A 26,567-nucleotide genomic window follows, 5' to 3' on the forward strand; every position below is an offset into this window, starting at 1 on the left:
GCGTGGACGCCCTGTACCAGAGACTGCTCGTCACCCGTTTCGCCGAATGCTTCGACTTCTACCACGCCGTCCTCCCGGAGCTCATCGGCGCGAAGCTGATCAAAGGCACCGCGGCGGGGCCCTATGCGAACTGGGATGTCGACGACCAAGCGGTACTCGTGCTCTTCGATCGCGGCGCGATGTCCGAAGTCGTCGGCACCGCCGATCTACCCGTCACCGCCGCACCCGCGCAAGATGCCGTGATGTTCGTCTGCCGAGTGCCCGACGTCGACACGGGCCTCGACCTGTGCCTGCGCAACGGCGCGACGCTGGCCGCCGCCGCGACCGATCGACCGAACTGGGGTCCGAACCTGCGCACAGCCCACTTGCGCGACCCAGCGGGTACCCTGATCGAGCTCCAGTCCTACTGACGGGCGATGAATTCCGTCCGCCAGCACCGTCGGCACTAATACAGGCACACCGATCGGGAGGACCACCACCATGCAGAAAATCGTCACGAACCTCTGGTACGACACCCAGGCCGAGGAGGCCGCCGAGTTCTACTGTTCGTTGTTCGAGGATTCGAAGATCACCAATGTCGTGCCCTACTCCGAGGTGGGTCCGCGCGAGGCCGGGCTGACGATGCTCGTCGATTTCGAACTCAACGGACAGAAGTTCACCGCCATCAACGGCGGCGGCGATTACCACTACACCCACGCCATGTCGCTGCTGGTGAATTGCGACAGCCAGGACGAGGTGGACCGACTCTGGACGGCACTGCTCGCCGACGGCGGCCAGCCGATCGAATGTGGTTGGCTCAACGATAAATACGGTATTCCCTGGCAGATCTGGCCCGTCGAAGCCGACACCCTGTTGGCGAGTACCAACCGCGCGGCCGCGAACCGCGCCATGCAGGCGATGCTCGGTATGCAGAAGATCGACCTGCAAGGCATGCGGGACGCCTACGAGGGCAAGATCAGCTGATCTGCCAGGAGCCGACCTCGCGGTATCCGGAGTTGTAGATCGCGGAGCTGTCACCCTCGGTGATCTGGTAGTGCTTCATATTAGGTTATCGTCGGGCGGGAAAATTTCACACACCAACGGGGGCTCGCACCAGCGGGCTGAGAGGACGGCTAGCCCAATTCGGGCGTTCAGGGCCGTCGACCGTATGAACCTGACCGGGTAATGCCGGCGTAGGGAGGATATTCATGGGCACACCTGTAGATTCCGTGACCACCGGTCCGATCGAAGGCAGCGTCAAGCACTACCGGCAGGTCGATGACCTGCGCATTCCGGTGCGTCGGATCAATCTGACCAATGGCGAGCACTTCGACGTCTACGACACCTCGGGCCCGTACACCGATGACACGGCGTCCATCGATCTCGAGGCCGGGCTACCCGAGCTGCGCGATGGCTGGACCAAGCCCGACGTCGACGGTCCGCTGACCCAGCTGGCCTGGGCGCGGCAGGGCATCGTCACCCCCGAGATGCGCTTCATCGCCGCGCGCGAGGGCGTCACGCCGGAAATGGTGCGCGACGAGGTCGCCGCCGGTCGCGCGGTCATCCCGGCCAACCACAGGCATCCGGAGCTGGAGCCGACCATTATCGGCAAGAAGTTCCTGGTGAAGATCAATGCCAATATCGGCAATTCGGCCGTGTCCTCCTCGATCGCGGAGGAGGTGGAGAAGATGGTATGGGCCACCCGCTGGGGTGCGGACACCATCATGGATCTGTCCACCGGCAAGAATATTCACGAGACGCGCGAATGGATCATGCGCAACTCGCCCGTCCCGGTCGGCACCGTGCCGATCTATCAGGCGCTGGAGAAGGTGAACGGCGATCCGACCGCGCTCACCTGGGAGATCTACCGCGACACCGTGATCGAGCAGTGCGAGCAGGGCGTCGACTATATGACCGTGCACGCCGGTGTGCTGCTGCGCTATGTGCCGCTGACCGCCAAGCGGGTCACCGGCATCGTCTCGCGCGGCGGATCCATCATGGCCGCATGGTGTCTGGCGCATCATCAGGAGTCGTTCCTGTACACCAACTTCGCCGAACTCTGCGAGATCCTGGCGCGCTACGACGTGACCTTCTCCCTCGGTGACGGCCTGCGTCCCGGCTCCATCGCCGATGCCAATGACGAGGCCCAGTTCGCCGAGCTGCGTACCCTCGGTGAGCTGACCAAGATCGCGAAATCGCATGGCGTGCAGGTCATGATCGAGGGCCCGGGTCACGTGCCGATGCACAAGATCGTGGAGAACGTGCGGCTGGAGGAGGAGTTGTGCGAGGAGGCGCCGTTCTACACCCTCGGCCCGCTCGCCACCGATATCGCACCCGCCTACGACCACATCACCTCGGCCATCGGCGCGGCCATCATCGCCCAGGCGGGCACCGCGATGCTCTGCTACGTCACGCCCAAGGAGCACCTCGGCCTGCCCGACCGCGACGACGTGAAGGTCGGCGTGATCACCTACAAGATCGCCGCGCACGCCGCTGACCTCGCCAAAGGCCATCCGCACGCCCAGGACCGGGATAACGAGCTGTCCAAGGCACGGTTCGAATTCCGCTGGCGCGACCAGTTCGCCCTCTCCCTCGATCCGGATACCGCCCGCGAGTATCACGACGAAACCCTCCCCGCCGAACCCGCCAAGACCGCTCACTTCTGCTCCATGTGCGGACCGAAGTTCTGCTCCATGCGCATCTCCGCCGACGTGCGGGAATACGCCGCGCGGCAGGGGCTTTCGGATACCGAGGCGCTGCAAGCCGGTATGGCGGAGAAGTCCGCCGAGTTCGCCGACCACGGGGCACAGGTGTATCTGCCGGTCGTGTCGTAAAGATGGCGATAGCCCCGGACCAACGAGTGGTCCGGGGCTTCTCTCTGGAAGGTACACGAAGAATCCGCCGCTCAGGTGTGGATTCGCACAAAAAATCAGCTTCTCGGCCTTGAAGGGCCGAGCTGGCAGCTCTTACCCGCGCCTGGCTGGGGTGGGTTCGGCCGCCCCGGGGGTCTTGCGGATGCAATACAGCGTCTCCCTTGCGTTGAACCTCATTCGCGCGCATGCCAGATGCGCCCGCGGACCTCGCCGAGGCCGATGCGCCGCGAACTCGCACCCCGGGCCGATGCCGTGATTACCACCTCGTCGCCGTCCTCCAGGAAGGTCCGGTGCAGCCCGTTCACTGTGACGGGTTCGGTTCCGCCCCAGGATAATTCGATGAACGAACCGCGTTGGTCCGGTTCCGATCCGGAGATGGTGCCGGATGCGTAGAGGTCGCCGGTGCGCGTGGCAGCGCCGTTCGCGGTGAGATGCGCCAGCATCTGCGCCGGCGACCAGTACATCCGGGAATACGGTGGATGCGAGACGGTTTGGCCGTTCCAGTGCACGGCCAGGTCGATGTCGAGGCCCCACCGCTGGCTGCCGCGCAGATAGGGCAGTGGTTCGGGTTCTTGCTTCGGCAGTCGAATGCGGGCGCTTTCCAAGGCGGCCAGCGGCGTTATCCACGCCGAGAGCGAGGTCGCGAAGGACTTGCCGAGGAACGGTCCGAGCGGCTGATACTCCCAGGCCTGGATATCGCGCGCGGACCAATCGTTCACCAGCGCGACGCCGAAGACGTGCTCGGCGAACTGGTCGATCTCGATCGGTGTGCCTAGTTCGGATCCGACGCCGACTACGAATCCGAGCTCGGCTTCTACATCGAGTCGTTGCGAAGGCCCGAAATCCGGTGTGCCGGAGGTGGTTCGGAGTTGGCCGTGCGGCCGCACGACCTCGGTCCCCGAGACGACGACGGTGCCCGCGCGCCCGTGATATCCGATCGGCAGATGCCGCCAATTGGGCAGCAGCGGTTCGGCATCGGGACGGAACAGCCTGCCCAGGTTGGTCGCGTGGTCGATGCTGGCGTAGAAATCGACATAGTCACCGATCTCCACTGGCAGTTTGGTACGCACATCGTGCAGTAGATGTACTGCCTCCCTGGGGATTTCGTCGGCGATCAGCCTGCGGATCCGCTCGCGCACCTCGCGCCATCGACGTGGCCCCGCCGCCATGAAGGCATTGAGAGTCGGCTCGGCGAATACCGGATCCTCCAGTGCCGCAGCCAGATCGATGACTTGCTCGCCGAGTCGCACACCCACTCGGAAGTCGCGGCCCTCCGGCGCGAAGACGCCGTAGGGAAGATTGTTCGGACCGAAGAGGGTGTTGTCGGGAACCTCGATGCGGGTCTTCATGCTGGCCCATGGCGCTGATTCGCGTGCGGGCGCTGATTCGGTTGCCGGACATCGACGGACTGCGGTGCGCGACCGGACCAGGTCCACGCATATCCGGGATCCTCGCACGCCAGCGCGCCTTCGCCGAGTTCGAGCGGTCGGAAAGTATCGACCATGACCGCGAGTTCATCGAAGAAGTCGATGCCGATGCTGCGCTCATACGCGCCCGGCTGCGGACCGTGCGCATAACCGCCGGGATGTACCGATACCGAACCCTGCCCGATGCCGGAACCCCTGCGCGCCTCGTAGTTTCCGCCGCAGTAGAACATGATCTCGTCGCTGTCGACATTGGAGTGGTAGTACGGCACCGGAATCGATAGCGGGTGATAGTCGACCTTGCGCGGTACGAAATTGCACACCACGAAATTGATTCCCTCGAATGCCTGATGGGCGGGCGGCGGCTGGTGCACCCGGCCGGTGAGCGGTTCGAAATCGGCGATATTGAAGGTGAGCGGATAAAGGCAGCCGTCCCAGCCGACCACATCGAACGGGTGCGTCGCGTAGATCATCCGTGTGCCGACCACCTGACCGCCGGGTCGATGCTTCACCAGCACCTCGATATCGGTTCCGGTGGCGACCAGCGGTTCCCCAGGCCCGTGCAGATCCCGCTCGCAGTACGGCGAATGTTCCAGCAGCTGACCGAATTTCGAGAGATAGCGTTTCGGCGAGGTGATGTGGCTGGATGCTTCGATCACGTACGCGCGCAGCGGTTCCGGGCCGCTCGGTAGCCAGCGGTGCGTGGTCGCGCGCGGAATCAGCACCTGGTCGCCCTGCCGGGCCGGGATGGTACCGAAGACCGTTTCGACAACGGCCGCACCGGATTCCACATACACCAGCTCGTCGCCGATCGCATTGCGGTACAGCGGTGACGCACCCTTGGCCACCACATACGAGATCCGCACATCCGCGTTGCCGAGTAGCAGTCGACGGCCGGTAACCGGATCGGCTCCGGCCGGGGTATCGCCGGGGAAGAGTTCGTGCAGGCGCAGATGTCGATGGCGCAGTGGATGATTAGGGGTGAGTGTCTGGTCCGGCAGCTCCCATATCGTCGAATCGACAATGGCGGGCGGCAGGCCGCGGTGATACAGCAGCGAGGAATCGCCGGAGAAGCCCTCTTCGCCCATCAGCTCTTCGTAATAAAGCCGTCCCCGGTCGTCTCGATGCTGGGTGTGTCGCTTCGGCGGCACCGCTCCCACCTGCCGATAGAACGCCATGACCGCACCTCCGGCTGTAGCGCTGGATTTGCTTCCATCGTAGTGCTGGAACGCACGGTCCGGTGGACATTTTGTCAGTCCTCTGCCATCTTCTGCGGCATTTCGCCTAGCGACGGGGTGAAGTGCTGAACAATTGTCAGGCGTGACGCAATGCGCGGTACACGGCCGGCCCGACAAAGGCTCCGAGGCTCCGCGGATCCCATCCGTCCTTGTCCGCAAGCAGCGTGCGCACCGCGCCCTCACCGGCGGACACCCACAGCTCGACCAGCACCGGCAACTTGCGCTCGGCGTCCTCGGTGCCCCACGCGCGCAGCGTCGTTACGAGCAGATCGTTACGGTGCCGTGGTGAAACTGCCCGAGCCAGTCGACGTCGAGCTGAAGACGGAACCGTTGAAGAACTGGGTCCGCTGACCTTCAGTCGGTGAATTCGGCGATCACCGGGGCGTGGTCGCTGGGGCTCTTGCCTTTTCGTTCCTCGCGGTCGACCATCGCGTCCTTGGTGCGGGCGGCGAGGGTGGGGGAGGCGAGGATGAAATCGATGCGCATGCCTTCTTTTCGGGGAAAGCGCAGTTGGGTGTAGTCCCAGTAGGTGTAGACGCCGGGGCCAGGGGCATAGGGACGCACGACGTCGGCGAAGCCGGTTTCGACGATGGCGTCGAAGGCGTCGCGTTCGGGTTGGGAGGTGTGGGTTTTGTCGGCGAAGAATTCGACGGACCAGACGTCGTCGTCGGTCGGGGCGATATTCCAGTCGCCGACCAGGGCGATCTGCGCCTCCGGATTCTCGGCGAGCCACTGGGCGCCGTTGGCGCGCAGGGCGGCAAGCCATTCCAGTTTGTAGGTGTAGTGCGGGTCGTGCAGGGTGCGGCCGTTGGGGATGTACAGGCTCCACACTCGCACTCCGCCGCAGCTCGCACCGAGTGCGCGCGATTCCACGATCGGGGCGCTGATCAGCGATTCGGCCGCATCCTTGTCGAAGCCGGGCTGGTCCGGGAATGCGGCTTCCACATCGTCGAGGCCGATGCGAGAGGCGATGGCGACACCGTTCCACTGGTTCAACCCGATATGGGCGACCTCATAGCCGAGTTCGTCGAAGCGCTCGAACGGGAACTGGTCGTCGCGGCATTTGGTTTCCTGCATCGCGAGCACATCGATGTCCTGGCGGTCGAGAAAGTCCGCGACCCGGTCGAGGCGGGAGCGGATCGAATTGACGTTCCAGGTCGCGAGACGCACGGATGCCTTCCTTCGCAATGGGCTATAGGTCTGTTGTACCGCAGGTTCAGCGCGAGCCGTCCGGCACGGCATAGCGGTAGGTGTGGTGGTCGAGGAAGCCCAATTCGTGATACATCGCGATGGCCCCGGTATTTTCGGCCTCGACCTGGAGATAGGCGTGGGTGGCGCCGCGGTCGGCGCCCCAGCGGATCAGCTCCGCGCAGATCAGCGAACCCAATCCGTGCCTACGGTGTTCGGCCGTCACCGCGACGCAGGTCAGGCCGATCCAGCGGCGGCCGTCCGGTGCGCTGGTGAGCGCGCCGCGGCCGATCGCGATGGGCCGCGGCAATCCGAGCGAGGCGAAACCCACTTCGCCGTCGTGCACGGCCGTGAGTACCTGCACCACCGGCGGCGGCGAAACAGGCTGTGTCGCAGGATCTTCGCCGCTGTAGCGGTGCATCGACAACCAGGCGTCATCGGGTGCGGGCACGATGCGCACCATCCGCGGCCCCTGCGGCAGTACGAAATTGTCGATATCGATCGCCAGCAGCTGGGTTTCCCGCCAACTGCGCCAGCCCGGTGGCAGCGCCGCCAGCCGATCCGGCAGCGCGAGCTGCACCGGCAGTCCGTGCGCGGTGTACCACTCACCGATCCGCTGCAGCGTATCCGCGCCCAGCCTCGCCGGACCGTCCGAGCTGCCGAGCGGCACAGCGGAATTGGCGCGGTTGGTATAGCCGTTTCCGGCCCGCAGCAGCCAGCCGTCGATCCAACCCTGTTCGATACCTGGCCAGCCGTAGGCCGCCGCGGCCTCCAGCGCCCGAATCTCCCTGGTGCGAATCGGCCTCGGCCCCAACGCTTTCATCGCGACCACGCGATCCACCGCGACCGCGACGACCTGCCCGTCCGCGGCCCGCACGGTAGGCGGATCCAGCGAAACCAGTTCGCCGATCACATCTGTGAGTGGTTGTGGATAACCAGCAGGCAAGCGGTACCGCAGCACCACGCGCCGACCCAACTGGATATCGGGCGATGGCGAATCACCCGCAGGATCAGTCATCGTGGCCGAACGGGTCGGGCACGGTGCCCGGAATCCAGCTGAGTCCCGGTGTGCCCCAACCGTTCCGCTTGATCGCCTTCTTGGCCGCACGGGCATTGCGGCCGATCAGCACGTCCACATAGAGGAATCCGTCGAGATGTCCGACCTCGTGCTGCAGCATGCGGGCGAAGAAACCCTTGCCTTCGATCTCGACCGGTTCCCCGTGCTCATCGGTTCCGGTGACGCGGGCCCATTCGGCGCGACCGGTGGGGAACTGCTCACCGGGCACCGACAGGCAGCCCTCGTCATTGTCATCGGGATCCGGCATGGTCTCCGGAATCTCGGAGGTCTCCAGCACCGGATTGATCACCGCGCCCTTGCGTCGCACGGCCGAACCATGGGGACCGACATCGGGGCAGTCGTAGACGAACAGCCGCAGCGGCACGCCGACCTGGTTCGCGGCCAGTCCGACGCCGTTGGCGGCATCGAGCGTCTCGTACATATTCGCGATCAGCTCGGCCAGTTCCTCCGGCGTCCGAGTGACCTGCTCGGTCGGATTGTGCAGAACCGGGTCACCGACGATCACGATGGGGAGGATTGCCATGGGGGCAATTATTGCCGATCGGCTCGCACGGGTCGCAGCCGCCGCGATCGCGGGTGGTCGCGACTCGCTACCGACCGGTAGCGAACACGCCGGTACGGTGCTGGGGCAATCCCGCGGCCCGTGGTTCAATGATCCGCGACGTACAAGCATCATTTTCCTCTGGTGGTCACTCGGCGAGGGAGCAAGATGGACGGCGCAGCGGCGCGGAATCTTTCCGGGATCCAGGACGGCCCTTCTGCGAGCGAAGATGTCACGGCAGCCCAGCAGGTCGATGGTGACGGTGACGGTCTCAGCCGTCGCGAACACGACATCCTGGCCTTCGAACGGCAATGGTGGAAATACGCCGGGGCTAAAGAAGAGGCCATTCGTGAACTGTTCGGCATGTCGCCGACCAGGTACTACCAGGTACTCAATGCGGTAGTGGATCGGCCGGAGGCACTTGCGGCAGATCCCATGCTGGTGAAGCGGTTGCGTCGACTGCGAGCGAGCAGGCAGAAGGCGCGAGCCGCTCGGAGGCTCGGCTTCCAGGTATGACGCGCCGCCGTAAAAGCGGACCCTGCGCAGAGACCACAGGGGCCGGTTTGCGGATAGGGTCGATAGCGTGAGCGAGCGTCAGCGAGTGAACCAAAGACCCAGCGCGTCGTGGCGCACGGTGGAGCCGAGCGCCAGCGAGGCGCAGCCGTGAACTACCCGAATCCCACCTCCGGCGGGCCGCCGTTGCGCGCGCTGGCGATGGTGTTGATCGCGCTGGCCATCGTTTTCGCGGGGCTCGGCGCGATGTCGTTATCGAGTTCGGATTCCGACACCTCGGGGGCGGGTGATGCCTCGAGCACAACGAGTCGGGCCGCCGCCACCACGGCGGTCGCGACGACCAACGCGCCGGTGCAGACCACGAGTGCGGCACTGACCAGTTCGGCGCCGGCCACCACGAAGCCGTCGACCACGACGACGTCGCCGACGACAACCACGGCGAATCGTGCTGTCCCGGTACATGTTCTGAACAACAGCACCATCGCCGGACTGGCCTCGCGCACCGCGGGCGAGCTCACCGCCAACGGCTGGACGGTCGCCGAGGTCGGCAACTATCCCGGCCCCAATCTCGCGAATACGACTGTGTACTACGGCAATAACCCCGGCGAGAAAGAAGCCGCACTGGCCATAGCCGATGAACTGGGCGCGACCGCGGAGCCGCGCTCCGGTGGGTCGGGTTCAGGCGTGACGGTAGTTGTCACGGGCAACTGACCAGTCCGGGGGCTCGCGACACGGCCCGGTCACGGGTGCGACACGGCGGGCGTGGCATCATCTTGTCCGGTAACGAACGTGTCCACCCAGCTTTACTCGTAAACTCGGTACTCGTAAAGGAGTTCCCCCGATGGCCCCGTCCACAACTCGTCGCCCGTCCTGGCGCACTGTGACCCCGGTGCTCGCTGTCGCGGTCTTCGGCCTCGCCGCCTGCTCGAACAGTCAGGAGTCGAGCGACGTCCAGGGAACTACGCCGCCCGTGTGGACCGGTGCGTCCGCCCCGCCGGCCGGCGAATCCGGCACCGTGACCGGCGCCCCGAATGCCAACACCGGGGTGAAGGTCGACCTCGAGGACCCCGCGGGTTCCTCGGTCGCCGTCGCGAACATCACCAAGGACGGCAACCACCTCCAGGTCAGCATCGAGGCGCACGGCCTGCGTCCCGGCTTCCACGGCCTGCACATCCACCAGGTCGGCAAGTGCGAGCCCAACTCGGTCGCGCCGACCGGCGGACCCGCGGGTGACTTCCTGTCGGCCGGCGGCCACCTGCAGGTCGGCAGCGCCAACGCTCATCCGGCCAGCGGCGACCTGACCTCGCTCGAGGTCCGTGCCGACGGTTCGGCCAAACTGGTCACCACCACCGATGCGGTGACGCTGGACGACATCAAGGGCAAGGCCCTGATGATCCACGCCGATGCCGATAACTTCGGCAATATCCCCAACCGTTATGTCCGCGCCGACGGCGTTGCCGGCCCGGACGACACCACACTGGCGACGGGCGACGCTGGCGGTCGCATCGCCTGCGGTGTAATCCAGTAGCAAGGTCACCGATATGGCCGGGACAGCAATCGCGCGGGTTCCCTTCCCCGGGTCGCCCCGGCCGACCATCGGTATCGAATGGGAGATCGCGCTCGTCGACAAGGTGACCCGCGATCTGTCGAATACCGCTGCGGCCGTATTCGATTCGCTCGGTGACCTACACGCCTACGACGGAACCCCGCAGGTCACCAAGGAGTTACTTCGCAATACCGTCGAGCTCGTCACCGGTGTGCACAACACCGTGGGCGAGGCGGTCGACGATCTGCGCGGCACCATGGATACCGTGCGCCGTGCCGCCGATCCGCTCGGCGTCGATCTGTTCTGCGCGGGCACCCATCCGTTCGCCCAGTGGTCGGCCCAACAATTGACGCGCTCAACGCATTACGACGAACTGATCGATCGCACCCAGTGGTGGGGCCGCCAGATGATGATCTGGGGCGTCCATGTGCATGTCGGAGTTTCACACGGCGAGAAAGTTTTTCCGATCCTCAACTCCCTGCTGCTGTCGTATCCGCATCTGCTGTCGCTGTCCGCGTCTTCGCCGATGTGGGCGGGTTCGGACACCGGTTATGCGAGCAACCGGACGTTGATGTTCCAGCAACTGCCCACCGCAGGTCTGCCGTTCCAATTCGAAAACTGGACCCAGTTCGAGCATTTCGTGCACGACGAGATGAAGACCGGGGTCTTCGAACAGCTCGGCGGAATGCACTGGGATATCCGGCCCGCACCGAAATGGGGCACCATCGAGGTGCGCGTCTGCGATGGGATCTCGACCCATGCGGAGCTGGCGGCCATGGCCGCGCTCATCCACTGCCTGATCGTCGATCTCGATCAGCGCCTCGACAATGGCGAGACGCTGCCGACCATCCCGCCGTGGCATGTCCAGGAGAACAAATGGCGCGCGGCCCGCTACGGCCTCGACGCGATCGTCATCGTGGACGACGACAGCAACGAGCGGTTGGTCACCGATGATCTGATGGATCTGCTGCAGCGGTTGGAGCCGACCGCCAAGCGGCTCGGTTGTGCGGACGAACTCGCACTGGTGGCGGAGATCCCACGGCGCGGCGCGTCGTATCAGCGGCAGCGCAAAGTGGCCGCGAGCACCCAGGGCGATCTGGTCGCGGTGGTCGATGCCCTGGTCAAGGAGTTGGACCCGTAGTTCTGCCTGGTCGAAAAGTCGGCTGACGTTCAGCTGGCCAGGGGTATGGCGTTCATCCGCCGTTTACTATGGTCGACGTGCTTGTCGAAGATCCGAGTCAAAAGGCTGGCAGCGTCTCCGCGGCGCGAGCGACGGGCCCGGAGGCGGTGGCGGTAGCGGAGCGTAACCACGGAGGGATCCGGGAGCGCCGCAAATCGAATACCGAGTGGGTGCGCGTGCCGCGCTCGCGGATCTGGACGGCGGCCGCGATCGCGGCGGTGCCGGTGCTGCTCATCGCCCTACAGGTGGGTTCGATCGGGCACGATTTCGAGGGGCCGCTCGGCAGTCTGTGGCACGACTACGTCGGCACACCCAAGTCCATGTCGGTGCCGTGGGCCGGACTCGTTCTGGCCCTGGTCGGAATCTCCAAGCGCCGCAGGATGATCGCGGTCGGCATCGCGGCGGGTATCGACGTGGTGTGGGCGAGTATTCGACTGCTGAGCGGCGAGTCGTTCGCCATCGGCAATGGGCCGACGCTCGTGCTCACCGGTCTGGCGCTGGTCGCCGGATTCCGCTGGAGCGGAGCCGAGCGACGCAATGCGCTGCACGCCGCCGCGCTGGGTGCGTTGCTGGTGCTGGCCACCAAGGTCGGTGATGTGTGGCTGCACATTACGGTCGTCGGCCGGCCGCAGGTCTACGACGTCTATGTGGCGCTGGCCGACCATGCGCTCGGCGATCCGTCCTGGGTGATGGGCCGCGTGGTGGATGCGCTCGGGCCGGTGGTCTGCGCGGTGCTGCACTGGGTCTATATCGAACTGCCGGTGGCGGCGATCGTCGTCGCGGTGTGGCAGCTGCGCCGGGTGGTATCGAGCGGGGTGTGGCCGACCCACTATCTGGTGCGAACCTTCCTGGTGCTCGGACTGATCGGTCCGGTCGGCTATGTGATCTTCCCGGTGGTCGGCCCGATGTTCGGCTATGGCGCCGACGGCCACGGCATGCAGGTGGGCAACTTCTGGCCCGATTTCGTCCCGCCGATCGATCGCAATCCGACGCCGCTGTCCTTCGACGCCTTCACGCCACGCAACTGCATGCCCTCCATGCACACGGCTTGGGCGCTTTCGGTCTTCGTGCACACCCGCCGGGATACGGACGGCTCGCAGGCTCCGCTGTGGCTGCGCTGCCTCGGCGCGTTCTGGTTGGCCGCCACACTGACCGCGACGCTGGGCTTCGGCTACCACTACGGCGTCGATCTGGTCGCCGGTGCGGTGCTGTGCCTGACCGTCGAATCGGCATTGCGCGATCCCGAGCGTGGTTGGGGTTGGTTCCGGGTGCGCCTGGTGCTGTTCGGTGTGGTGATCCTCGGCGCGCTGTTGCTCTCGTTCCGCTATCTGGCGGTTTCGATGGCCGAATATCCGGTGCTGGCCGGGACAGTCGTGCTCGCGCTGCTGGCCGCGATGGCCGCGGCATTCCACGCGACGTGGTTTGCCGACGCTCCGGTGGTCGAGGCGGAAGAGGTTCCGGTCGGCGCTGCTCGATAGCTCTGAGCGCTATCTCGCTTACAACGTGTCGTCCCGCAGTTCGTTCACCCGCAACAGCCCGTCACGGTAGCGCTGCTCGCGATACGCCGTCCGCCCGATCAGATGCGCGATGACCGGCGCGGTGAGCAGCGTGAACAACCCGACCAGCGCCAGCAGCCAGATATTGCCGTGCCCGCGCAACTGGATCGCCGCACCTTCCAGAACCAGGATCAGGCCGACGACCTGGGGTTTGGTGGCGGCGTGCATGCGCGAGAGCGTGTCAGGAAAGCGCACGATGGCGATCGATGCGGTCAGCGCGAGCGCCGCGCCGCTCAGGATGAGGACGCCGGCGGCCAAGTGCCACAGATTCATACATTATCCCGAACGCGGAATCGGGATACCGCCGCGGAGCCGAGGAAGCCGACCAGCGCCAGCGCGACGATCGCGGGAACGACCGTGGTGTCGTCGCTGTAGGCGGCCCAGACCGCCAGGCCGGAGGCGGCGATGGCCATCAGCGAATCGATGCCGACAACGCGGTCCAGGGTGCTCGGACCGGCCAGGATGCGGTAACTGACGATCACCGCCGCGGCCATCAGCATGATGCCCGCCACAATCGCGACAACATTCACGACTCCACCTCCGGAGTTGTTCGGGCCGAACGCCATTCGGTGGGGCGTTCGAACGACGAGATGAGCAGCCGCTCCAGCCGCCGGGTGATCCGATAGAACGTATCGACCGCCTTTTCGCTGCTCACGTCCAGGACGTGCACATAGAAGACACAGCGCTGCCGGTCGATCTCCAGCACCATGGTGCCCGGAATCAGATTGAGCACATCGGCGCACAGCACCAACACCAGATCGGATCGCACACTCAGATTCACCCGCAGCACACCGGAGACCGGCGGCGGCGCCGGACGGATCGCGAACCAGGCCACCTGCAGACTGGATTCCAGTGCGTAATACGAACTGACGACGATCAATTCGATCAGCGACAGCGGATGTAGGCGGCCGGATACCGGCACGCGCGGCAGCGGCAAGGTCAACATGATCAACGCACCGACAACGAGACCGGCAAGCAGATTGCCCACAGTGAGATCGCCCCAGAGCGTCAACCACACCGCCGTCAGCCACCACAGCACGCCTATGCGCACGACCGTCGATCGATTCGGGACACGGCGACGGGCGCTGCTCACCGGCTCGTTCCCTTCGCCTCGGCATGCGAATTGCCGAGCACCGCACCGACATACACCGCCGGATTGCTCAGATCATCGGCGGCGCGGTCGGCGATGCGCAGGATCGGACCGGCGAATACGGTCAGGCACAGACCGACCACCACGAGTGCCGCCGTCGAGCCGACCATCAGCAACGGCATCCGCCCCGGATCGGTGCGCTCGTCATAGCGCACGTCGGTCGAATCCTCCACCAGCGTAGGCGGTTTCGCCGCGGTGAGATGTCCCTCCGGCGCCTCGGCGCGCGGTCGCCAGAACGCCTTGCTCCACACCCGCGCCATGGCATACAGCGTCAGCAGGCTGGTCAGCACCGACCCCGCGACCAGCACCCAGGCCAGTATGCTGCCGGCCGCCGCACCCGCCTGCAGTAATGCCACCTTGCCGATGAATCCCGAGAACGGCGGTATACCACCGAGATTCAAGGCGGGCACCAGGAACAGGATCGCCAGCAGCGGACTTGCCACGGCCAGACCACCCAGTCGTCGCAGCGATACCGATCCCGCCTGCCGCTCGATCAGTCCGACCACCAGGAATAGCGCCGTCTGCACCAGAATGTGGTGCGCCACATAGAACACCGCGCCGGAAAGACCTGCGGCGGTGGAGAGTCCGATGCCGAATACCATGTAGCCGATGTGGCTCACCAGGGTGAACGACAGCAGGCGCCGGATATCGCTCTGCGCGATGGCGCCGAAAATACCGACCACCATGGTGAGCAGGCCGCAGACCAGCAGCACATCGTCGAATCCACCGTTCGGGAACAGCAGAGAGTGCGTCCGGATGATCGCGTACACACCGACCTTCGTCAGCAGGCCCGCGAAAACGGCGGTCACCGGTGCGGGTGCGGTGGGGTAGGAGTCGGGCAGCCAGTTCGAGAGCGGGAAGACCGCCGCCTTGATACCGAAGGAAACCAATAGCACCGCGTAGACGGCCATTCGAATGCCGTCGGGCACCTGGCCCATTCGCACCGCCAGCTGGGCCAGGTTCAGTGTTCCGGTGGCGGCGTAGGCCAGCGCGATGCCGGTCAGGAAGATGAGCGACGACACCATCGAGACCATCACATACGCGACACCGGCGCGGATCCGGTCCGCGGTCGCGCCGACGGTGAGCAGCACGAACGATGCGGCGAGCAGGATTTCGAAGCCGACGAACAGGTTGAACAGATCACCGGCCAGGAATGCGGCCGAAACACCCGCGGTGAGTACGAGATACGTCGGTCGATAGATCGAGGTCGGCTGGCGCTCGTCACCGTCGCGGATGTTCTGGCCCGCACCGTAGACCGAAACCGCGAGCAGCACGATCGCGGAGACGAGCAGCATGGCCGCGGATAGTCGATCGACCACCAGCGTGATGCCGATCGGCGTGCCCCAGCCGCCGACCTGCAACGCGGTGGTCCCGTCGCGATCTACCAGATACAGCAGCACCCCGCAGATGCCCAGCACGATCGACAGCACGAAAATCATGACGAAGCGCTGGATGCGCGGCCGCCGCCCGAACACCAGCGTGCCCGCCGCCCCGAGCAGGGGCACCAGGACCGGGAGCGGCGCGAGCGTGGTCAGCGGACTCAATGCTCCGGATCCTCTGCCTCGCGCCGGGCCGCGACCTCGGCGTCCTCCGGGTCGTTCTGCACGGTGTCGGTGGTGGTGAGGATGTAGGAGCGATAGGCGAGGGCGAGCACGAAGGCCGCCAGACCCATGGTGATCACGATCGCGGTGAGCACCATGGCCTGGGCCAGCGGATCGGCCGTATCCTCGCCCGCACCACGGATCGGTGGCCGACCGTCCCGCCCGCCTGCGGTCAGGATCAGCAAATTTACCGCGTTGCCGAACAGGATCATGCCGAGCAGCATTTTCGAGACCGCGCGTTCGAGGATCAGATAGACACCGCACGCGACGAGAATCCCGATCAGGATCAGCAGGGTCAGATTCGCACTCACTGGAAACGTCCTTGCGCCGAAGCGGATTCGTCCTCATCGGTGGCCAGCTCACTGTCCAGGCGCGCGCCGAGGCTGCGCAGCACGTCCAGGACCAGACCGACCACGATGAGATAGACGCCGAGATCGAAGAACAATGCGGTGACCACCTTGACGTGCCCGATCACCGGCAGCGTCACCTCCACGATCGCCGACGACAGCGGTGGCGCGCCGAGCAGCAGTGAGGTGCTCGCGGTTCCCGCGGCCAGCGCAAGCCCGCCGCCGAGTAGATGACCCGCATCGACGGGCAGTGCCTCGCCGAGTTCGTAGCGGCCGCCCGCGAGATAGCGCAGCGTCAGTGCCAGTCCGGCGGTCAGTCCGCCCGCGAAACCGCCGCCCGGCGCATTGTGGCCGGAGAAGAAGAAATACACCGACAGCACCATGACGGTGGGGAAGACCAGTCGGGTGGTGACCTGCAGGACCATCGATCGTTCGCGACGATCCACCAGCCGCCCCGCGGGCAACCAGCTGATCAGGTCCGGATCGTAGTCCGGGGAGTCCGCCGCGCGCGGCGCGCTGCCGAAACGTCTGCTGCGGAACACCAGCGATGCCACACCGGTCGCGGCCACGACGAGCACCGAGATCTCGCCGAGGGTATCCCAGGCCCGGATATCGACGAGCAGAACATTGACGGCGTTCTTACCGCCGCCGAATGTGTATGCGGCATCGGGGATCAGGCGCCAGATGGGTTCGGCGGAGCGGGCCGCGACCGCGAAGGCGGCCAGCACCGCGACCGACGCACCGACCAGTGCCGACAGGATCGCCCGACGCACTTTGAATGCGGCCGTGCGGCTTTCATCGATGTCGGCCGGGAAGGCCCGCAGCACCAGTACGAAGATCACCAAAGTCAACGTCTCGACCAGGAATTGGGTCAACGCCAGATCGGGCGCACCGTGCAGCGCGAAGATCACACCGCAGCCGTAACCGGTGACGCCGACGACGAGCACGGCGGCCAACCGGTTGCGCAGCACCGTCGCGGCCAGCGCCATGACGGCCATGATCGCGCCGATGGCGACCTGGAACGGCGAATCCCAGAGGCGTAGCCGAACTCCGGTGCGCGTGCCGAGCGCGAGCAGCACCGTCGGCAGCAGGATCAAGGTCACCAGGATCGCCGCCTGACTCAGCGGCAGCGAACCACGCTGCACCGCACCGGTCATCCGCAGCGACAGCCGGTCCATGGCGCGCAGGGTGGCGTCGTAGGCGCGATCGGCATTGCCGAGCATGGTCGCGGATTCGCCGATGCGGCCACGCAGCCGGAACACCACGAAGCCCGCGCAGATGATCAGTATTGTCAGTGCCAGTGGAACATTGAAGCCGTGCCAGAGTGCGAGATGCGAATCGAGCACGCCGGGAAGGGTTTTCGCGTAGGGGCTGAGCAGTTCGTCCATCCGTGGCGCGCAGAGTCCCGCTGCCAGGCCCGCAACCGCGAGCACGGCGGGCGCAGCTGTGAACTGCGCGCCCGGCGCATGCCAGTGACCAGTTTCCGAATAACCCTGCCCCGCAAGGCGCACGTCCCCGTGCAGATCTCCACCCTCGGGCTCGCGGGACGGCAACTCCCGGTCCGCAAAAGCTCCCCAAATGAACCGCATGCTGTAGCCGACGGTCAGCATGGATCCCAGCACCACCCCGACCGCCAACGCGACCCTGGCCGGTTCGGCAAACACATCCGCATCCAACACCGCGGCCAGTGCACTTTCCTTGCCCACGAATCCGAGCAGCGGCGGAATCCCGGCCATACTGAGCGCCGCCAACACCGCAACCCCGCACAGCACCGGCGCACGCCGCCCCAGCCCCGACAACTCGCGCAGATCCCGCGTACCGGCCCCGTGATCGATGATCCCGACCACCATGAACAAACACGCCTTGAACAACGCATGCGCCACGATCAAGGCCGCACCGGCCAGTGCGGCATCCGGCGTCCCCAGCCCGACCAGCATGATCAGGAACCCCAATTGGCTCACCGTCCCGAAGGCGAGCACCAGCTTCAGATCCGTCACCTGCAATGACCGCAATCCTGCCAGCACCGTCGACGCCACGCCGAGGGTGAGGATCAGCGGATGCCAGGCCGGGCTTTCGGCGAATGCCGGGGCCAACCGCGCCACCAGATAGACGCCCGCCTTCACCATGGCCGCCGCATGCAGATACGCGCTCACCGGTGTCGGCGCCGCCATCGCACCCGGCAGCCAGAAGTGCAACGGCACGATCGCCGACTTGCTCAATGCCCCGACCAGCAGCAGCACCACCGCGACATCCACCGCGATGCCGGAAGGCGGTCCGGCGAGCAGATCCGACAGCAGATAACTGCCGCTCACTTGACCGAGGATGACGATCCCGACCAGCATCGCCAGCCCGCCCGCCCCGGTCACCAAGAGCGCCTGGATCGCGGCCCGCCTGCTCACCGCCTGTTCGGCATGGTGGCCGACCAACAGGAACGACAACACCGTCGTCATTTCCCAGAAGACGAAGAGCAGCAACATATTATCGCTGGTGACCAGGCCGAACATGGCCCCGGCGAAGGCGACCAACTGGGCCGCGAACACCTGCAGCCGCGGTTCGTCGTCCTCGAAATATCGTGCGCAATAGGCCAGAATCAGCGCACCGATGCCGAGCACCAGCGCGGACATGATGGCGGCCAGCGAATCGAAGCGCAGCTCGATATTCATCCCGATGCTCGGCGCCCAACCGACCCGAACCCGCTGCGTCCTATCCCAATTCGCGACCACCCAGCCGAGACAGCCGAACGGTACGAGCGCGAGTACGTAGAAACCGTTGCGCCCCAATGCCCGCACGCACAACGGTGCCGCAAGTGCGGCTGTCACGAGCGCGAGCAGGATTCCGAGCAAACTGCACTCCGTCGGGTAGTTGCGGCGGGGTGATACCGAATGATCCTACTTGGAGCCTGGGGGGTCGGCCGAGCGAATATGGCGTATGCCATCTCCTGCCGGTGGGCTATATATCCGCTAATGTTTCGTCGTCGACGGATCGCCCCGGCCTCGGTCGGCTGCGCGGCCGGAATCGGCGCAGCACCAACAACCCGACAGCCGAACCGAGGGCGATCGCGAGCGCGATCCGGCCGCCCAGCGCTTGATGGTCTGCGCCCCCGTTCAGCGGCCATTCGGCGCTGTCGTGTGGCAGCGCCGTGATGATCGACGGCAGATACAGCGCGGAAATGGCGAGCACCCCGCTCGGTGCGTAGCGAGGACGCGCGGTGCCGCAGCAATAGCCGGCCGTGAGTGCCAGGACCGCGCTGCCCGCCGCGGTCACATAGCGATGGGCGTCGGCGGATTTCACCAGGGCGAATACCGCGAGTCCGGTGATCAGCAGGATGGCGATGAAGGTCGAGGGCAGGCGGACCCCGATCAGCAGTCCGACGGCGGTGGCAGCGATCAGCGCGGCGACGCTCCACCCGGGTCGCGGATTGCCGCCGATCGCCTCGGCGGTGGCCACCAGACTCACCGCGAGATACACCCCGGTGCCGTCGCGCCCGGGTAGCAGCATGGCCGCGGCGGTGGCGGCGATGATCGTCGCGGCCACCGCCATCCCGATTTCGACCGCATGGCTGACGTTCGGCGCATGTTGATACTGCCGCGCCAGCCATTCGGTAATGGCCAGGATGACCAGTGCCAGCACCATCGAGGCCAGGATCGGCGTGACCGGAAGCTCGACGTCGATCCGCGGCGGCTTCGATCTCTCGGGCTGGGACCGATTGCGCAGCGTACTGATGATCAGCAGGACCACCGCGACGCTGACGAGCCAGCGTGGCGGTGTCTCGAGCACCGCGTATGGATTGTTGTCGGCGATCTCCAGCAGTTCCGCGAGGTCACCGAAGACGAAGAACCCGGCGGCGCCGATGGCGAAGCCGGCCGCGGGACCCGGTCGGCGCAGCACCGCCGCGCCCAATGCACCGAGCAGCACACCGGCCAGAATCGAATCCAGATAGTTCTGGGTGGTCAGCAGGTCGGCCGAGGAAACATGGTGTCCGGCGAAGTGATTGATGTCCATGGCGATCGCGCCGAACAGTGCTGCCGCCCATGCCACCAGCGGCTTGTGGAAGGTGATCACCAGGACCGAGACGGCCACCGCGACGATCACCCCGATCGCGGCGCCGCGCGGGACGCTGTTGTTCAGGCTGGCCAACCGATACGGCGAAGTGTCGGCGCTCCAACTGAAAGTGATCGGCAGGAACATTGCGACGCCCGCGACCGCGGCCCCGAAGAAGGCCGTGATCGTGTCGATCGCATTGCCGATCTTGCGCACCTGGTCGAACTTACCCGCGCTCGACGCGGGAACCGGTGATTGCGCCCATATTGCCCGAATATGTCGGATATGCGTAAAGCGCAGGAAGGCGGCAATTACCAGGAGATTGCGCCGATCGCCTATCGACGGTTGTCCGCGTACCGGCGCAACGACTCGACCTGCTCGGCATCGAGCGACGGACGCACCACCGCCCTGGCCGCCGCGACATCCCCGGCGGTGACATCGGCGGCGTTCACATCCCGGCGCATCGCGGCCAATGCGGCTTCGCGCAGCAGCGCACTGCAATCGGCCGCGGAATAGCCGTCCAGATCGGCGGCGAGCGCGGCCAGGTCGACATCGGCGGCCAGCGGCACCGATTTCCCGGCGGCCCGCAGGATCTCCAGTCGGGCATCGCCATCCGGCGGCGGCACGAAGATCAGCCGTTCCAATCGGCCGGGGCGCAGCAGTGCGGGATCGATCAGTTCCGGACGGTTCGTCGCGCCGAGCACCACCACATCACGCAGCGGTTCCACACCGTCGAGTTCGGTGAGCAGTGCCGCGACCACGCGGTCACCGACGCCGGAGTCGCTGTTCTGACCGCGCCGCGGCGCGAGTGCGTCCACCTCGTCCAGGAAGATCAGCGATGGCGCGGAATCGCGTGCGCGCTGGAACAATTCGCGCACCGCACGCTCGGAAGCGCCGACCCATTTGTCCATCAACTCGGCGCCCTTGACCGCGTGCACGCTGAGCTGACCGGTCCCGGCCAGTGCACGGATCAGGAAGGTCTTGCCGCAGCCCGGCGGGCCGTAGAGCAGGACGCCGCGCGGCGGACGAATACCGAGGCGGGCGAACGAATCCGGGTGGCGCAGTGGCCAGAGCACGGTTTCGGTGAGCGCCTCTTTGGTTTCGACCATGTCCCCGACGTCGTCCAGGCTGAGGCTGCCGATCGCGAGTTCCTCGGTCCCGGAACGTGATAGCGGCCGGATCACCTCGGTGGCGCCGAGCAGGTCGGGTTGGGTCAGCTCCGGTTCCGACTGTTGTTTGCTGGCCCGCGAGGCCGCGCGCAGTGCCGCCTCCCGGCACAGGGCGGCCAGATCGGAGACCACGAATCCGGGTGTGCGCGAGGCGATTTCGTCGAGCTTCAGATCCTTGGTCGGTACCTTGCGCAACAGCTGCTCGAGCAGTGCCTTGCGTACGGCCGCGGTCGGCAGCGCGAGTGCGAGTTCACGATCGCAGAGATCGGGTGCGCGCAGCCGCGGATCGGCACCGGCCGGATGCGCGGTGGTAGCCAGCAGTGCCACGCAGGGCTCGGCGATCGCCGCGCGCAACTGGTCCAGGATCAGCGTGGCGACCGGTTCGGCGGGTGTGGGCAGCAGTGCGTCGATATCGGTGACGAGCAGGATTCCGCCTCGCCCGGAACCGATTTCGGCGACCGCGGCCGCGACCTCGCGCAACCGTGCACCGCTTTCCGCAGCGCCGACCGTCGGACCATCCAGTTCGACAATGCGTCGTGGCGCTGCCACCGCACGCGCCAGCGTGGCCTTGCCGACCCCGGCCGGGCCGGTGATCAATACCCCGAGATGCGGTGTGGCGCCTAGGGCCTTCAGCAGTTCCGGTTCGTCGAGCGCGAGGCTGAGCCACTCCTGGAGTTTCGCCGCCTGCCCGTGCGCACCGGCCAGGTCCTCGACCGGAATGGCCGACTCGCCGACGGTCGCGTTCCAACCCGCGCCCGCCCCATTGGTCGCGGCCAGCGCCGCGGCATCGGTGGCCCAGTGTGCACCCACCCCGCCGGCTCCGCCTCCTTGCCATCCCCCACGCGCGGCCTCACCCGCCGGTACCGGCAGCCCGGCCGCCGCCCGATCGGCGGAATCCCGGGCCGCCACCGCACTCGCGCCCCAGACCACCGCGGTATTCGGCTGCACACTCACCGGAGCACGGCCGGGATCGGTCGCGGTGACGGTCAGCAGCTCGGTGGTCCACGCGATGCCGAAGGTGCGCGAAAGTGCCTGGGTGGCAGCCGAAGAACTGATGTCCGGACCGAGGTCGCGGGGCAGTAGCGATACCGCGTCGCCGACCGTGACCACCTTGCCGAGCAGCGCCTGCCGCAGCGTCGCCGCCGGAATGGTCCTGGTGGCATGCACCGAACCGCTCACCGAGATCTGCTTGGCCCCGTACACCGTCGCGGGCGAGACAACCACATTCGCGTCCTCACGCAGTCCCGCGTTGGACAGCGTGACGTCGTCGAGCAGCGCGACCCCGGCCGGTGTGCCTGACGGGGCCACCCCGACCACCGCGGCGGTGCGCCGTGCCCCGATCAGCGCGATACCGTCCCATTCCCGCAGGCCGAGCGCGGTCAGCGCCTCCGGATGTAACCGGACCACCCCGCGTCTGGCATCCGCGGCGGAGGGATTCAGTCGAGCGGTGAGCGCGAGTTCTGCCACCGTGCCATTCTGCCCGCGTCCGGCTCCGGTTGGTCGGCGGTCCGTCGGATAGATCCGAGATTGTGCGGGAAATCGTCGATGACGAGTGCCCCGCTAATGCGCCCTGAATCAATGCGCCCTGAATCAATGCGCCCTGAATCCGAAATTGTGAATGTACTCACGGAACCGAAAACGTCCGCGAAACGTCGTCGATATTGCCGATCGGACCTGCAGTCGCGGCAGTGCGCTCTGACCAGTGATTTCGCCCCGGAGACTGGTACATGTGTCCGAGTTGAGCTCATTGGACTCGGCTAATCACGCCGCCTCGCCGTGGATCGACCGGTATCTACGGCCTACTCGCGATATGACGGGCGACCGTTGCCGAGCTAGCACTTCGGCTCGAGCAAATGTGAAACGTCACTCACGTTGCCTGACCGCATCTCAAATCGAACCGCGGAACTGCGGACAGCTAAAGTTCGGCAATTGTCACGATTTCATGATTTACGAACCCCGATGTGCGACAACGAATTCCGCGCGCTAACGTTCTGGTCCCGCCCCATGTTCGGGCGGGACGACAAAGTGGAGGGAATTCAAGAAATGAAGTTCGGAAAGATCACTACTGCTGTCTTCATGGCCGTCACCGCGGTGGGGATTACCGCGGCTACCGCCAATGGGCAGCCCGCCGTGGCGACCGACCAGCCGGCGGCAGTGACGCGGGGGGACGTGACTTCTGGTGTTGTACACGGAATCAACTACCACACAACGGTTTCCCCAACCGATAAGACCATCACCTGGGCCGTTGACAGCGGCCGGTTCGAGCTCGCCTCGGACGGTGCCGCGGTGTTGCTGAAGTCCGACGACGGCGCGACGGTGGACCAGGTGCCGCTGCACTCCGAGGTCGCGGGCCTCCCGATCGCGGTGAGCCAGCAGATCAGCGCGGACGGCCGCACCGTCGCGCTGGCTTCGACGATGACCCCGGCGGACACCGCGAAGCTGAACGACATTGCCGGGCTGAAGGACATCAGCTCCTACGACCGGCTGATGGAGCAGGTCAACAAGAACCTGCCGGGCATCGTCATCGGTGCCGTCATCGGGGCTTTCATCCCCTTCCTGTGGATCATCAGCATCCCGGCCGGTGCGCTGATCGGCGGATACGTCATGGGCGGCCAGGAGTTCCTCGACGCCGTGATCGCGTTCGCCACCGGTCAGCCCTGATCGTCGCGCCATGAGTAGAACGCGCGTACACAGCGCCTGCCCGCTGTGTACGCGCGTTCTGTGTGTGCCGTCGATGCCGCCACCGAGCAGCGCGGCCCTACTTGTCCTTTGCGACGATTCCGGCGGCCACCGCGACCGGGGTATCGGCGTAGGTGGGGGCCAGGCAGACGAGTTTGGCGGTGCCGAGTGCGACGTTCGGACTGCCCTCGAACTCACTGCCCGGATTCTCCGCGACCACCTTCTCGATCAACTCCTTCTCCTCGGTGCTGTCCAACTTCTTGAACTCACCGCAGGTGGTGCTCGACGCGGGGCCGAGCGAGGGGTAGCTCGCTGTGGTCTTGGTGGTGGTGGTCGGTGCGGCGGCGGCCGTGGTCGGCGCCGCACCGGTCGCGGACGTGGTGCCGGCGGGCGTGCTGGTGCCCGTCGCGCCCTGGCGCAGACCGTTCGCGTCGGAGCTGGAATCGTCCGAACTGCCACATCCGGCCAGCGCCACGGCCACCGCCCCGGTGGCCAGGACGATGGCGGTAACTCGCTTGATCACGTGCGTTCCCCGGTGAGTCGCGGCGCCGGAGTCTCCGGCGCGTCCGGAGCAGGGTACCGGGCGGGAGCGTGATCAGTGGACGCGACTCTGCCAATCGGCGGGCACCCGGCCGCGCGGCCCCGGGGCGGGCTGGTCCACCGGATGATGTGTCGGCGGTGCCAGTTCCGGTCCGCCGCTGTACATCTCGTCGGAGCGGAAGTCGAAGAACCAATCCTCGCCCGGCTCATAGCTCTGGATGAACGGATGTCCGGTGTCCTTGGCGTGTTTGGAGGCGTGCTGCTCCGGCGAGGTGTCGCAGCAGCCGATATGGCCGCACTGCGCACAGCGCCGCAGGTGCACCCACCAGCCCTGGGCCGCTTCACATTCCATACACCCCGGACCGCTCGGCGCGACCGCGGGATCGATACCCTCCAAGTCCTGCGTCATCACTGACCTCCTGCATCGGCTTCGGAACGGTCGCCGGGGTCCGGCGTTTCCTCGGGACGGCTCAGCGGGAGCCAGACCGTGAATCGGGTATTGCCCGGCTCGGAATCGAGCTGGATATCGCCGTGGTGCTTGTTCACCACGATCCGGAACGAAATGTCCAGGCCGAGACCGGTTCCCTCGCCCACCGGCTTGGTAGTGAAGAACGGTTCGAAGATACGGCTGCGCACGTCGGCCGGAACGCCGGGCCCGGTATCGCCGATCTCGATCACGGCGCAGTCGTTTTCGTGCCTGGTGCCGATGGTGAGCGTGCCCTCGCCGTTCATCGCGTACACCGCGTTATCGATCAGGTTGGTCCACACCTGATTCAATTCCGCCGCGTAGCAGGGCACTTCGGGCAGTGTCCGGTCGTACTCCTTGACCACGGTGATGCCGTCGCCGATCTTGCGACTCAGCATCACCAGCGTGCTGTCGAGCAGTTCGTGGATGTCGACGACCTGGAACGGCGCCCGGTCCATCTGCGAATACTGTCTGGCCGCGCCGATCAGGGTGGAGATGCGCGTGGTCGAATCGGCGATCTCGTTCATCAGCAGTTCGGTCTCGATGGTGTAGTTCAGCCAGCGGATCGCGCCATGGAAGACCTGTTCGGGGCAGTCCTCCAGGGTGGCCGAAACCCGTTCCAGCCAGTCCACATCGAAGCCGGCCTGCACGAAATTCGGGGCCAGGTTCCAGCCGTCGTCGATGCCGTGGTCCTCCAGCCATTCGCTGAGGATGTCCTCGCGCTCGGAGGCCTCCAGCGTCGTCAGCTCCGGGGCCTTCGCGACCTGGGCCGCGGCGTCCTCCTGCAGGCGCACCAGCGCCTCCAGGGATGCGGTGTCGAATTTGCCCTGCGCGATCATGGCCAACTTGTGCCGCATGCCCGTGATCCGGTCGCGCAGGCCGGAGGTGGCGCGCACCGCGGCGGCGGCCGGGTTGTTCAGCTCATGGGTCAGTCCCGCCGACAGCGAGCCCAATGCGAGCAGGCGCTCGCGCTGGGCGATCCGCTCGGCGGAGTTGCGGTTACCGAAGAACGCGCCCTCGAGCAGGTGCACGGCCATCGGGAACCAGTCGTGCATCATCCGCGCGAACGTGCCCGCATCCAGTACGAAGAACCGCGAGCGACGGGTTACATACATCGAGCCGGTGTAGACCTGGTCGACCTTGTCGCCGAGATAGGCCGTCCACGCCCCCGCGTACGCACCGCGATAGTCGGTGCGCGCTGTCTCGATCTCGGCGCCGCCGGACAGCTTGGTGAGCTGCACCTCGCCCTCGATCATCACATAGAAGCAGGTGGCCGGATCGCCTTCGCGGAATACCAGTCCCGGTTCGACGATCTCGATGCGGCCGTCGGCGCACAGCAGATTCAGCTGTTCGTCGGTGAGCTTCTCGAAGAGAAAGAGGCTGCGCAGCTCCGCCGGATCGCAGGCCAGATGACTGCCGCGATCCGCTGTCTCGTTCGAATTCATGGTCCAGCCTCCT

Annotated in this window: 25 protein-coding genes, 1 pseudogene and 1 riboswitch; of the genes and pseudogenes, 9 read left to right on the plus strand and 17 right to left on the minus strand. The window is 66.0% G+C overall.

Translation table 11 applies throughout. The features are described from left to right. The first annotated feature begins 2 nt into the window (after window positions 1-2). From ACQPXH_RS03870 to thiC, 3 genes are all read left to right on the plus strand, one after another. Window positions 3-410 (plus strand): hypothetical protein, encoded by a 408-nt coding sequence (locus ACQPXH_RS03870; protein WP_433600956.1) that lies wholly within the window; start codon window positions 3-5, stop codon window positions 408-410. A gap of 70 nt (window positions 411-480) precedes the next feature. Then, on the plus strand, window positions 481-963 hold the full coding sequence (locus ACQPXH_RS03875; RefSeq protein WP_433600958.1) for a VOC family protein: 483 nt from the start codon (window positions 481-483) through the stop codon (window positions 961-963). A 106-nt stretch (window positions 964-1,069) separates the two neighbouring features. Beyond that, window positions 1,070-1,196, plus strand: a riboswitch (TPP riboswitch). Further along, window positions 1,188-2,813, plus strand: coding sequence for a phosphomethylpyrimidine synthase ThiC (gene thiC / locus ACQPXH_RS03880; RefSeq protein WP_433600960.1), 1,626 nt, complete (start codon window positions 1,188-1,190; stop codon window positions 2,811-2,813). (Overlaps the previous riboswitch by 9 nt.) Before the next feature lie 212 nt (window positions 2,814-3,025). Here thiC and fahA read toward each other — a convergent pair whose 3' ends face one another. The 6 genes and pseudogenes from fahA to ACQPXH_RS03910 all read right to left on the minus strand — a co-directional run bounded on the left by fahA (window position 3,026) and on the right by ACQPXH_RS03910 (window position 8,303). Then, entirely contained in the window at window positions 3,026-4,201 is a 1,176-nt protein-coding gene (fahA, locus tag ACQPXH_RS03885; protein WP_433600962.1) for a fumarylacetoacetase, read from the minus strand. Beyond that, window positions 4,198-5,454, minus strand: coding sequence for a homogentisate 1,2-dioxygenase (locus ACQPXH_RS03890; protein WP_433600964.1), 1,257 nt, complete (start codon window positions 5,452-5,454; stop codon window positions 4,198-4,200). Before ACQPXH_RS03890 ends, fahA begins: the two co-directional genes overlap by 4 nt. A 136-nt stretch (window positions 5,455-5,590) precedes the next feature. Next, window positions 5,591-5,782 (minus strand): annotated as a pseudogene (locus tag ACQPXH_RS03895) (TetR/AcrR family transcriptional regulator); the annotation flags it as partial. Between the two features lie 86 nt (window positions 5,783-5,868). Beyond that, on the minus strand, window positions 5,869-6,684 hold the full coding sequence (locus ACQPXH_RS03900; protein WP_433600965.1) for an exodeoxyribonuclease III: 816 nt from the start codon (window positions 6,682-6,684) through the stop codon (window positions 5,869-5,871). Between the two features lie 46 nt (window positions 6,685-6,730). Further along, entirely contained in the window at window positions 6,731-7,720 is a 990-nt protein-coding gene (locus tag ACQPXH_RS03905) for an N-acetylglutamate synthase, CG3035 family (protein ID WP_433600967.1), read from the minus strand. Then, a complete protein-coding gene (locus ACQPXH_RS03910; protein ID WP_433600969.1) occupies window positions 7,713-8,303 on the minus strand; it encodes a peptide deformylase in 591 nt (196 codons plus the stop codon). The genes ACQPXH_RS03905 and ACQPXH_RS03910 overlap by 8 nt, the downstream gene beginning before the upstream one ends. Before the next feature lie 186 nt (window positions 8,304-8,489). Between ACQPXH_RS03910 and ACQPXH_RS03915 the strand changes: the two genes are divergently transcribed. The 5 genes from ACQPXH_RS03915 (at window position 8,490) to ACQPXH_RS03935 (ending at window position 13,038) form a co-directional block, all read left to right on the plus strand. Continuing rightward, window positions 8,490-8,837: a DUF3263 domain-containing protein gene (locus ACQPXH_RS03915; RefSeq protein ID WP_433600971.1), complete on the plus strand. Its 348-nt coding sequence runs from the start codon at window positions 8,490-8,492 to the stop codon at window positions 8,835-8,837. Window positions 8,838-8,984: 147 nt separating this feature from the next. Next, the gene (locus ACQPXH_RS03920) at window positions 8,985-9,545 is read left to right on the plus strand and encodes a LytR C-terminal domain-containing protein (protein WP_433600972.1); all 561 of its coding nucleotides are present in this window, start codon (window positions 8,985-8,987) and stop codon (window positions 9,543-9,545) included. A gap of 130 nt (window positions 9,546-9,675) precedes the next feature. Then, entirely contained in the window at window positions 9,676-10,362 is a 687-nt protein-coding gene (gene sodC, locus ACQPXH_RS03925) for a superoxide dismutase[Cu-Zn] (protein WP_433600973.1), read from the plus strand. Between the two features lie 13 nt (window positions 10,363-10,375). Next, window positions 10,376-11,521, plus strand: a complete 1,146-nt coding sequence (locus ACQPXH_RS03930) for a glutamate--cysteine ligase (protein ID WP_433600975.1) — start codon at window positions 10,376-10,378, stop codon at window positions 11,519-11,521. Between the two features lie 230 nt (window positions 11,522-11,751). Further along, a complete protein-coding gene (locus ACQPXH_RS03935) occupies window positions 11,752-13,038 on the plus strand; it encodes a DUF5933 domain-containing protein (protein ID WP_433603294.1) in 1,287 nt (428 codons plus the stop codon). An 18-nt stretch (window positions 13,039-13,056) separates the two neighbouring features. On the opposite strand, the gene mnhG is transcribed toward ACQPXH_RS03935, so the two are convergent. The 8 genes from mnhG to ACQPXH_RS03975 form a co-directional block, all read right to left on the minus strand. Continuing rightward, a complete protein-coding gene (mnhG, locus tag ACQPXH_RS03940) occupies window positions 13,057-13,389 on the minus strand; it encodes a monovalent cation/H(+) antiporter subunit G (RefSeq protein WP_433600977.1) in 333 nt (110 codons plus the stop codon). Next, a complete protein-coding gene (locus ACQPXH_RS03945; RefSeq protein WP_433600979.1) occupies window positions 13,386-13,646 on the minus strand; it encodes a monovalent cation/H+ antiporter complex subunit F in 261 nt (86 codons plus the stop codon). Before ACQPXH_RS03945 ends, mnhG begins: the two co-directional genes overlap by 4 nt. Beyond that, on the minus strand, window positions 13,643-14,209 hold the full coding sequence (locus ACQPXH_RS03950) for a Na+/H+ antiporter subunit E (protein WP_433600980.1): 567 nt from the start codon (window positions 14,207-14,209) through the stop codon (window positions 13,643-13,645). The genes ACQPXH_RS03945 and ACQPXH_RS03950 overlap by 4 nt, the downstream gene beginning before the upstream one ends. Next, window positions 14,206-15,810 carry a Na+/H+ antiporter subunit D gene (locus tag ACQPXH_RS03955; protein WP_433600981.1) on the minus strand — a complete coding sequence of 535 codons (1,605 nt, stop codon included), beginning with the start codon at window positions 15,808-15,810 and terminating at the stop codon, window positions 14,206-14,208. Before ACQPXH_RS03955 ends, ACQPXH_RS03950 begins: the two co-directional genes overlap by 4 nt. Beyond that, window positions 15,807-16,178, minus strand: a complete 372-nt coding sequence (locus tag ACQPXH_RS03960) for a Na(+)/H(+) antiporter subunit C (RefSeq protein ID WP_433600982.1) — start codon at window positions 16,176-16,178, stop codon at window positions 15,807-15,809. The genes ACQPXH_RS03955 and ACQPXH_RS03960 overlap by 4 nt, the downstream gene beginning before the upstream one ends. Then, a complete protein-coding gene (locus ACQPXH_RS03965) occupies window positions 16,175-19,057 on the minus strand; it encodes a Na+/H+ antiporter subunit A (protein ID WP_433600983.1) in 2,883 nt (960 codons plus the stop codon). The genes ACQPXH_RS03960 and ACQPXH_RS03965 overlap by 4 nt, the downstream gene beginning before the upstream one ends. A 106-nt stretch (window positions 19,058-19,163) precedes the next feature. Next, a complete protein-coding gene (locus tag ACQPXH_RS03970; protein ID WP_433600984.1) occupies window positions 19,164-20,471 on the minus strand; it encodes a hypothetical protein in 1,308 nt (435 codons plus the stop codon). Window positions 20,472-20,590: 119 nt separating this feature from the next. Next, complete coding sequence (locus ACQPXH_RS03975) at window positions 20,591-22,891, minus strand: AAA family ATPase (protein WP_433600985.1); 2,301 nt, start codon at window positions 22,889-22,891, stop codon at window positions 20,591-20,593. A gap of 405 nt (window positions 22,892-23,296) precedes the next feature. Between ACQPXH_RS03975 and ACQPXH_RS03980 the strand changes: the two genes are divergently transcribed. Next, window positions 23,297-24,085, plus strand: coding sequence for a hypothetical protein (locus ACQPXH_RS03980; protein ID WP_433600987.1), 789 nt, complete (start codon window positions 23,297-23,299; stop codon window positions 24,083-24,085). Between the two features lie 97 nt (window positions 24,086-24,182). On the opposite strand, the gene ACQPXH_RS03985 is transcribed toward ACQPXH_RS03980, so the two are convergent. The 3 genes from ACQPXH_RS03985 to ACQPXH_RS03995 form a co-directional block, all read right to left on the minus strand. After that, window positions 24,183-24,626, minus strand: coding sequence for a hypothetical protein (locus ACQPXH_RS03985; RefSeq protein WP_433600989.1), 444 nt, complete (start codon window positions 24,624-24,626; stop codon window positions 24,183-24,185). Between the two features lie 72 nt (window positions 24,627-24,698). After that, a complete protein-coding gene (locus ACQPXH_RS03990; protein ID WP_433600991.1) occupies window positions 24,699-25,052 on the minus strand; it encodes a UBP-type zinc finger domain-containing protein in 354 nt (117 codons plus the stop codon). Then, window positions 25,052-26,554, minus strand: a complete 1,503-nt coding sequence (locus ACQPXH_RS03995; protein ID WP_433600993.1) for an ATP-binding protein — start codon at window positions 26,552-26,554, stop codon at window positions 25,052-25,054. Before ACQPXH_RS03995 ends, ACQPXH_RS03990 begins: the two co-directional genes overlap by 1 nt. Window positions 26,555-26,567 lie beyond the last annotated feature (13 nt).

It is taken from the genome of Nocardia sp. CA-135953, from assembly GCF_050955735.1.
Classification (GTDB): Bacteria; Actinomycetota; Actinomycetes; order Mycobacteriales; family Mycobacteriaceae; genus Nocardia.

Coding starts and splice junctions, on each gene's coding strand:
- ACQPXH_RS03875 (WP_433600958.1), top strand. CDS start 481: ATGCAGAAAATCGTCACGAACCTCTGGTACGACACCCAGGCCGAGGAG.
- thiC (WP_433600960.1), top strand. CDS start 1,188: ATGGGCACACCTGTAGATTCCGTGACCACCGGTCCGATCGAAGGCAGC.
- fahA (WP_433600962.1), bottom strand. CDS start 4,201: ATGAAGACCCGCATCGAGGTTCCCGACAACACCCTCTTCGGTCCGAAC.
- ACQPXH_RS03890 (WP_433600964.1), bottom strand. CDS start 5,454: ATGGCGTTCTATCGGCAGGTGGGAGCGGTGCCGCCGAAGCGACACACC.
- ACQPXH_RS03905 (WP_433600967.1), bottom strand. CDS start 7,720: ATGACTGATCCTGCGGGTGATTCGCCATCGCCCGATATCCAGTTGGGT.
- ACQPXH_RS03910 (WP_433600969.1), bottom strand. CDS start 8,303: ATGGCAATCCTCCCCATCGTGATCGTCGGTGACCCGGTTCTGCACAAT.
- ACQPXH_RS03915 (WP_433600971.1), top strand. CDS start 8,490: ATGGACGGCGCAGCGGCGCGGAATCTTTCCGGGATCCAGGACGGCCCT.
- sodC (WP_433600973.1), top strand. CDS start 9,676: ATGGCCCCGTCCACAACTCGTCGCCCGTCCTGGCGCACTGTGACCCCG.
- ACQPXH_RS03930 (WP_433600975.1), top strand. CDS start 10,376: ATGGCCGGGACAGCAATCGCGCGGGTTCCCTTCCCCGGGTCGCCCCGG.
- mnhG (WP_433600977.1), bottom strand. CDS start 13,389: ATGAATCTGTGGCACTTGGCCGCCGGCGTCCTCATCCTGAGCGGCGCG.
- ACQPXH_RS03990 (WP_433600991.1), bottom strand. CDS start 25,052: ATGACGCAGGACTTGGAGGGTATCGATCCCGCGGTCGCGCCGAGCGGT.
- ACQPXH_RS03995 (WP_433600993.1), bottom strand. CDS start 26,554: ATGAATTCGAACGAGACAGCGGATCGCGGCAGTCATCTGGCCTGCGAT.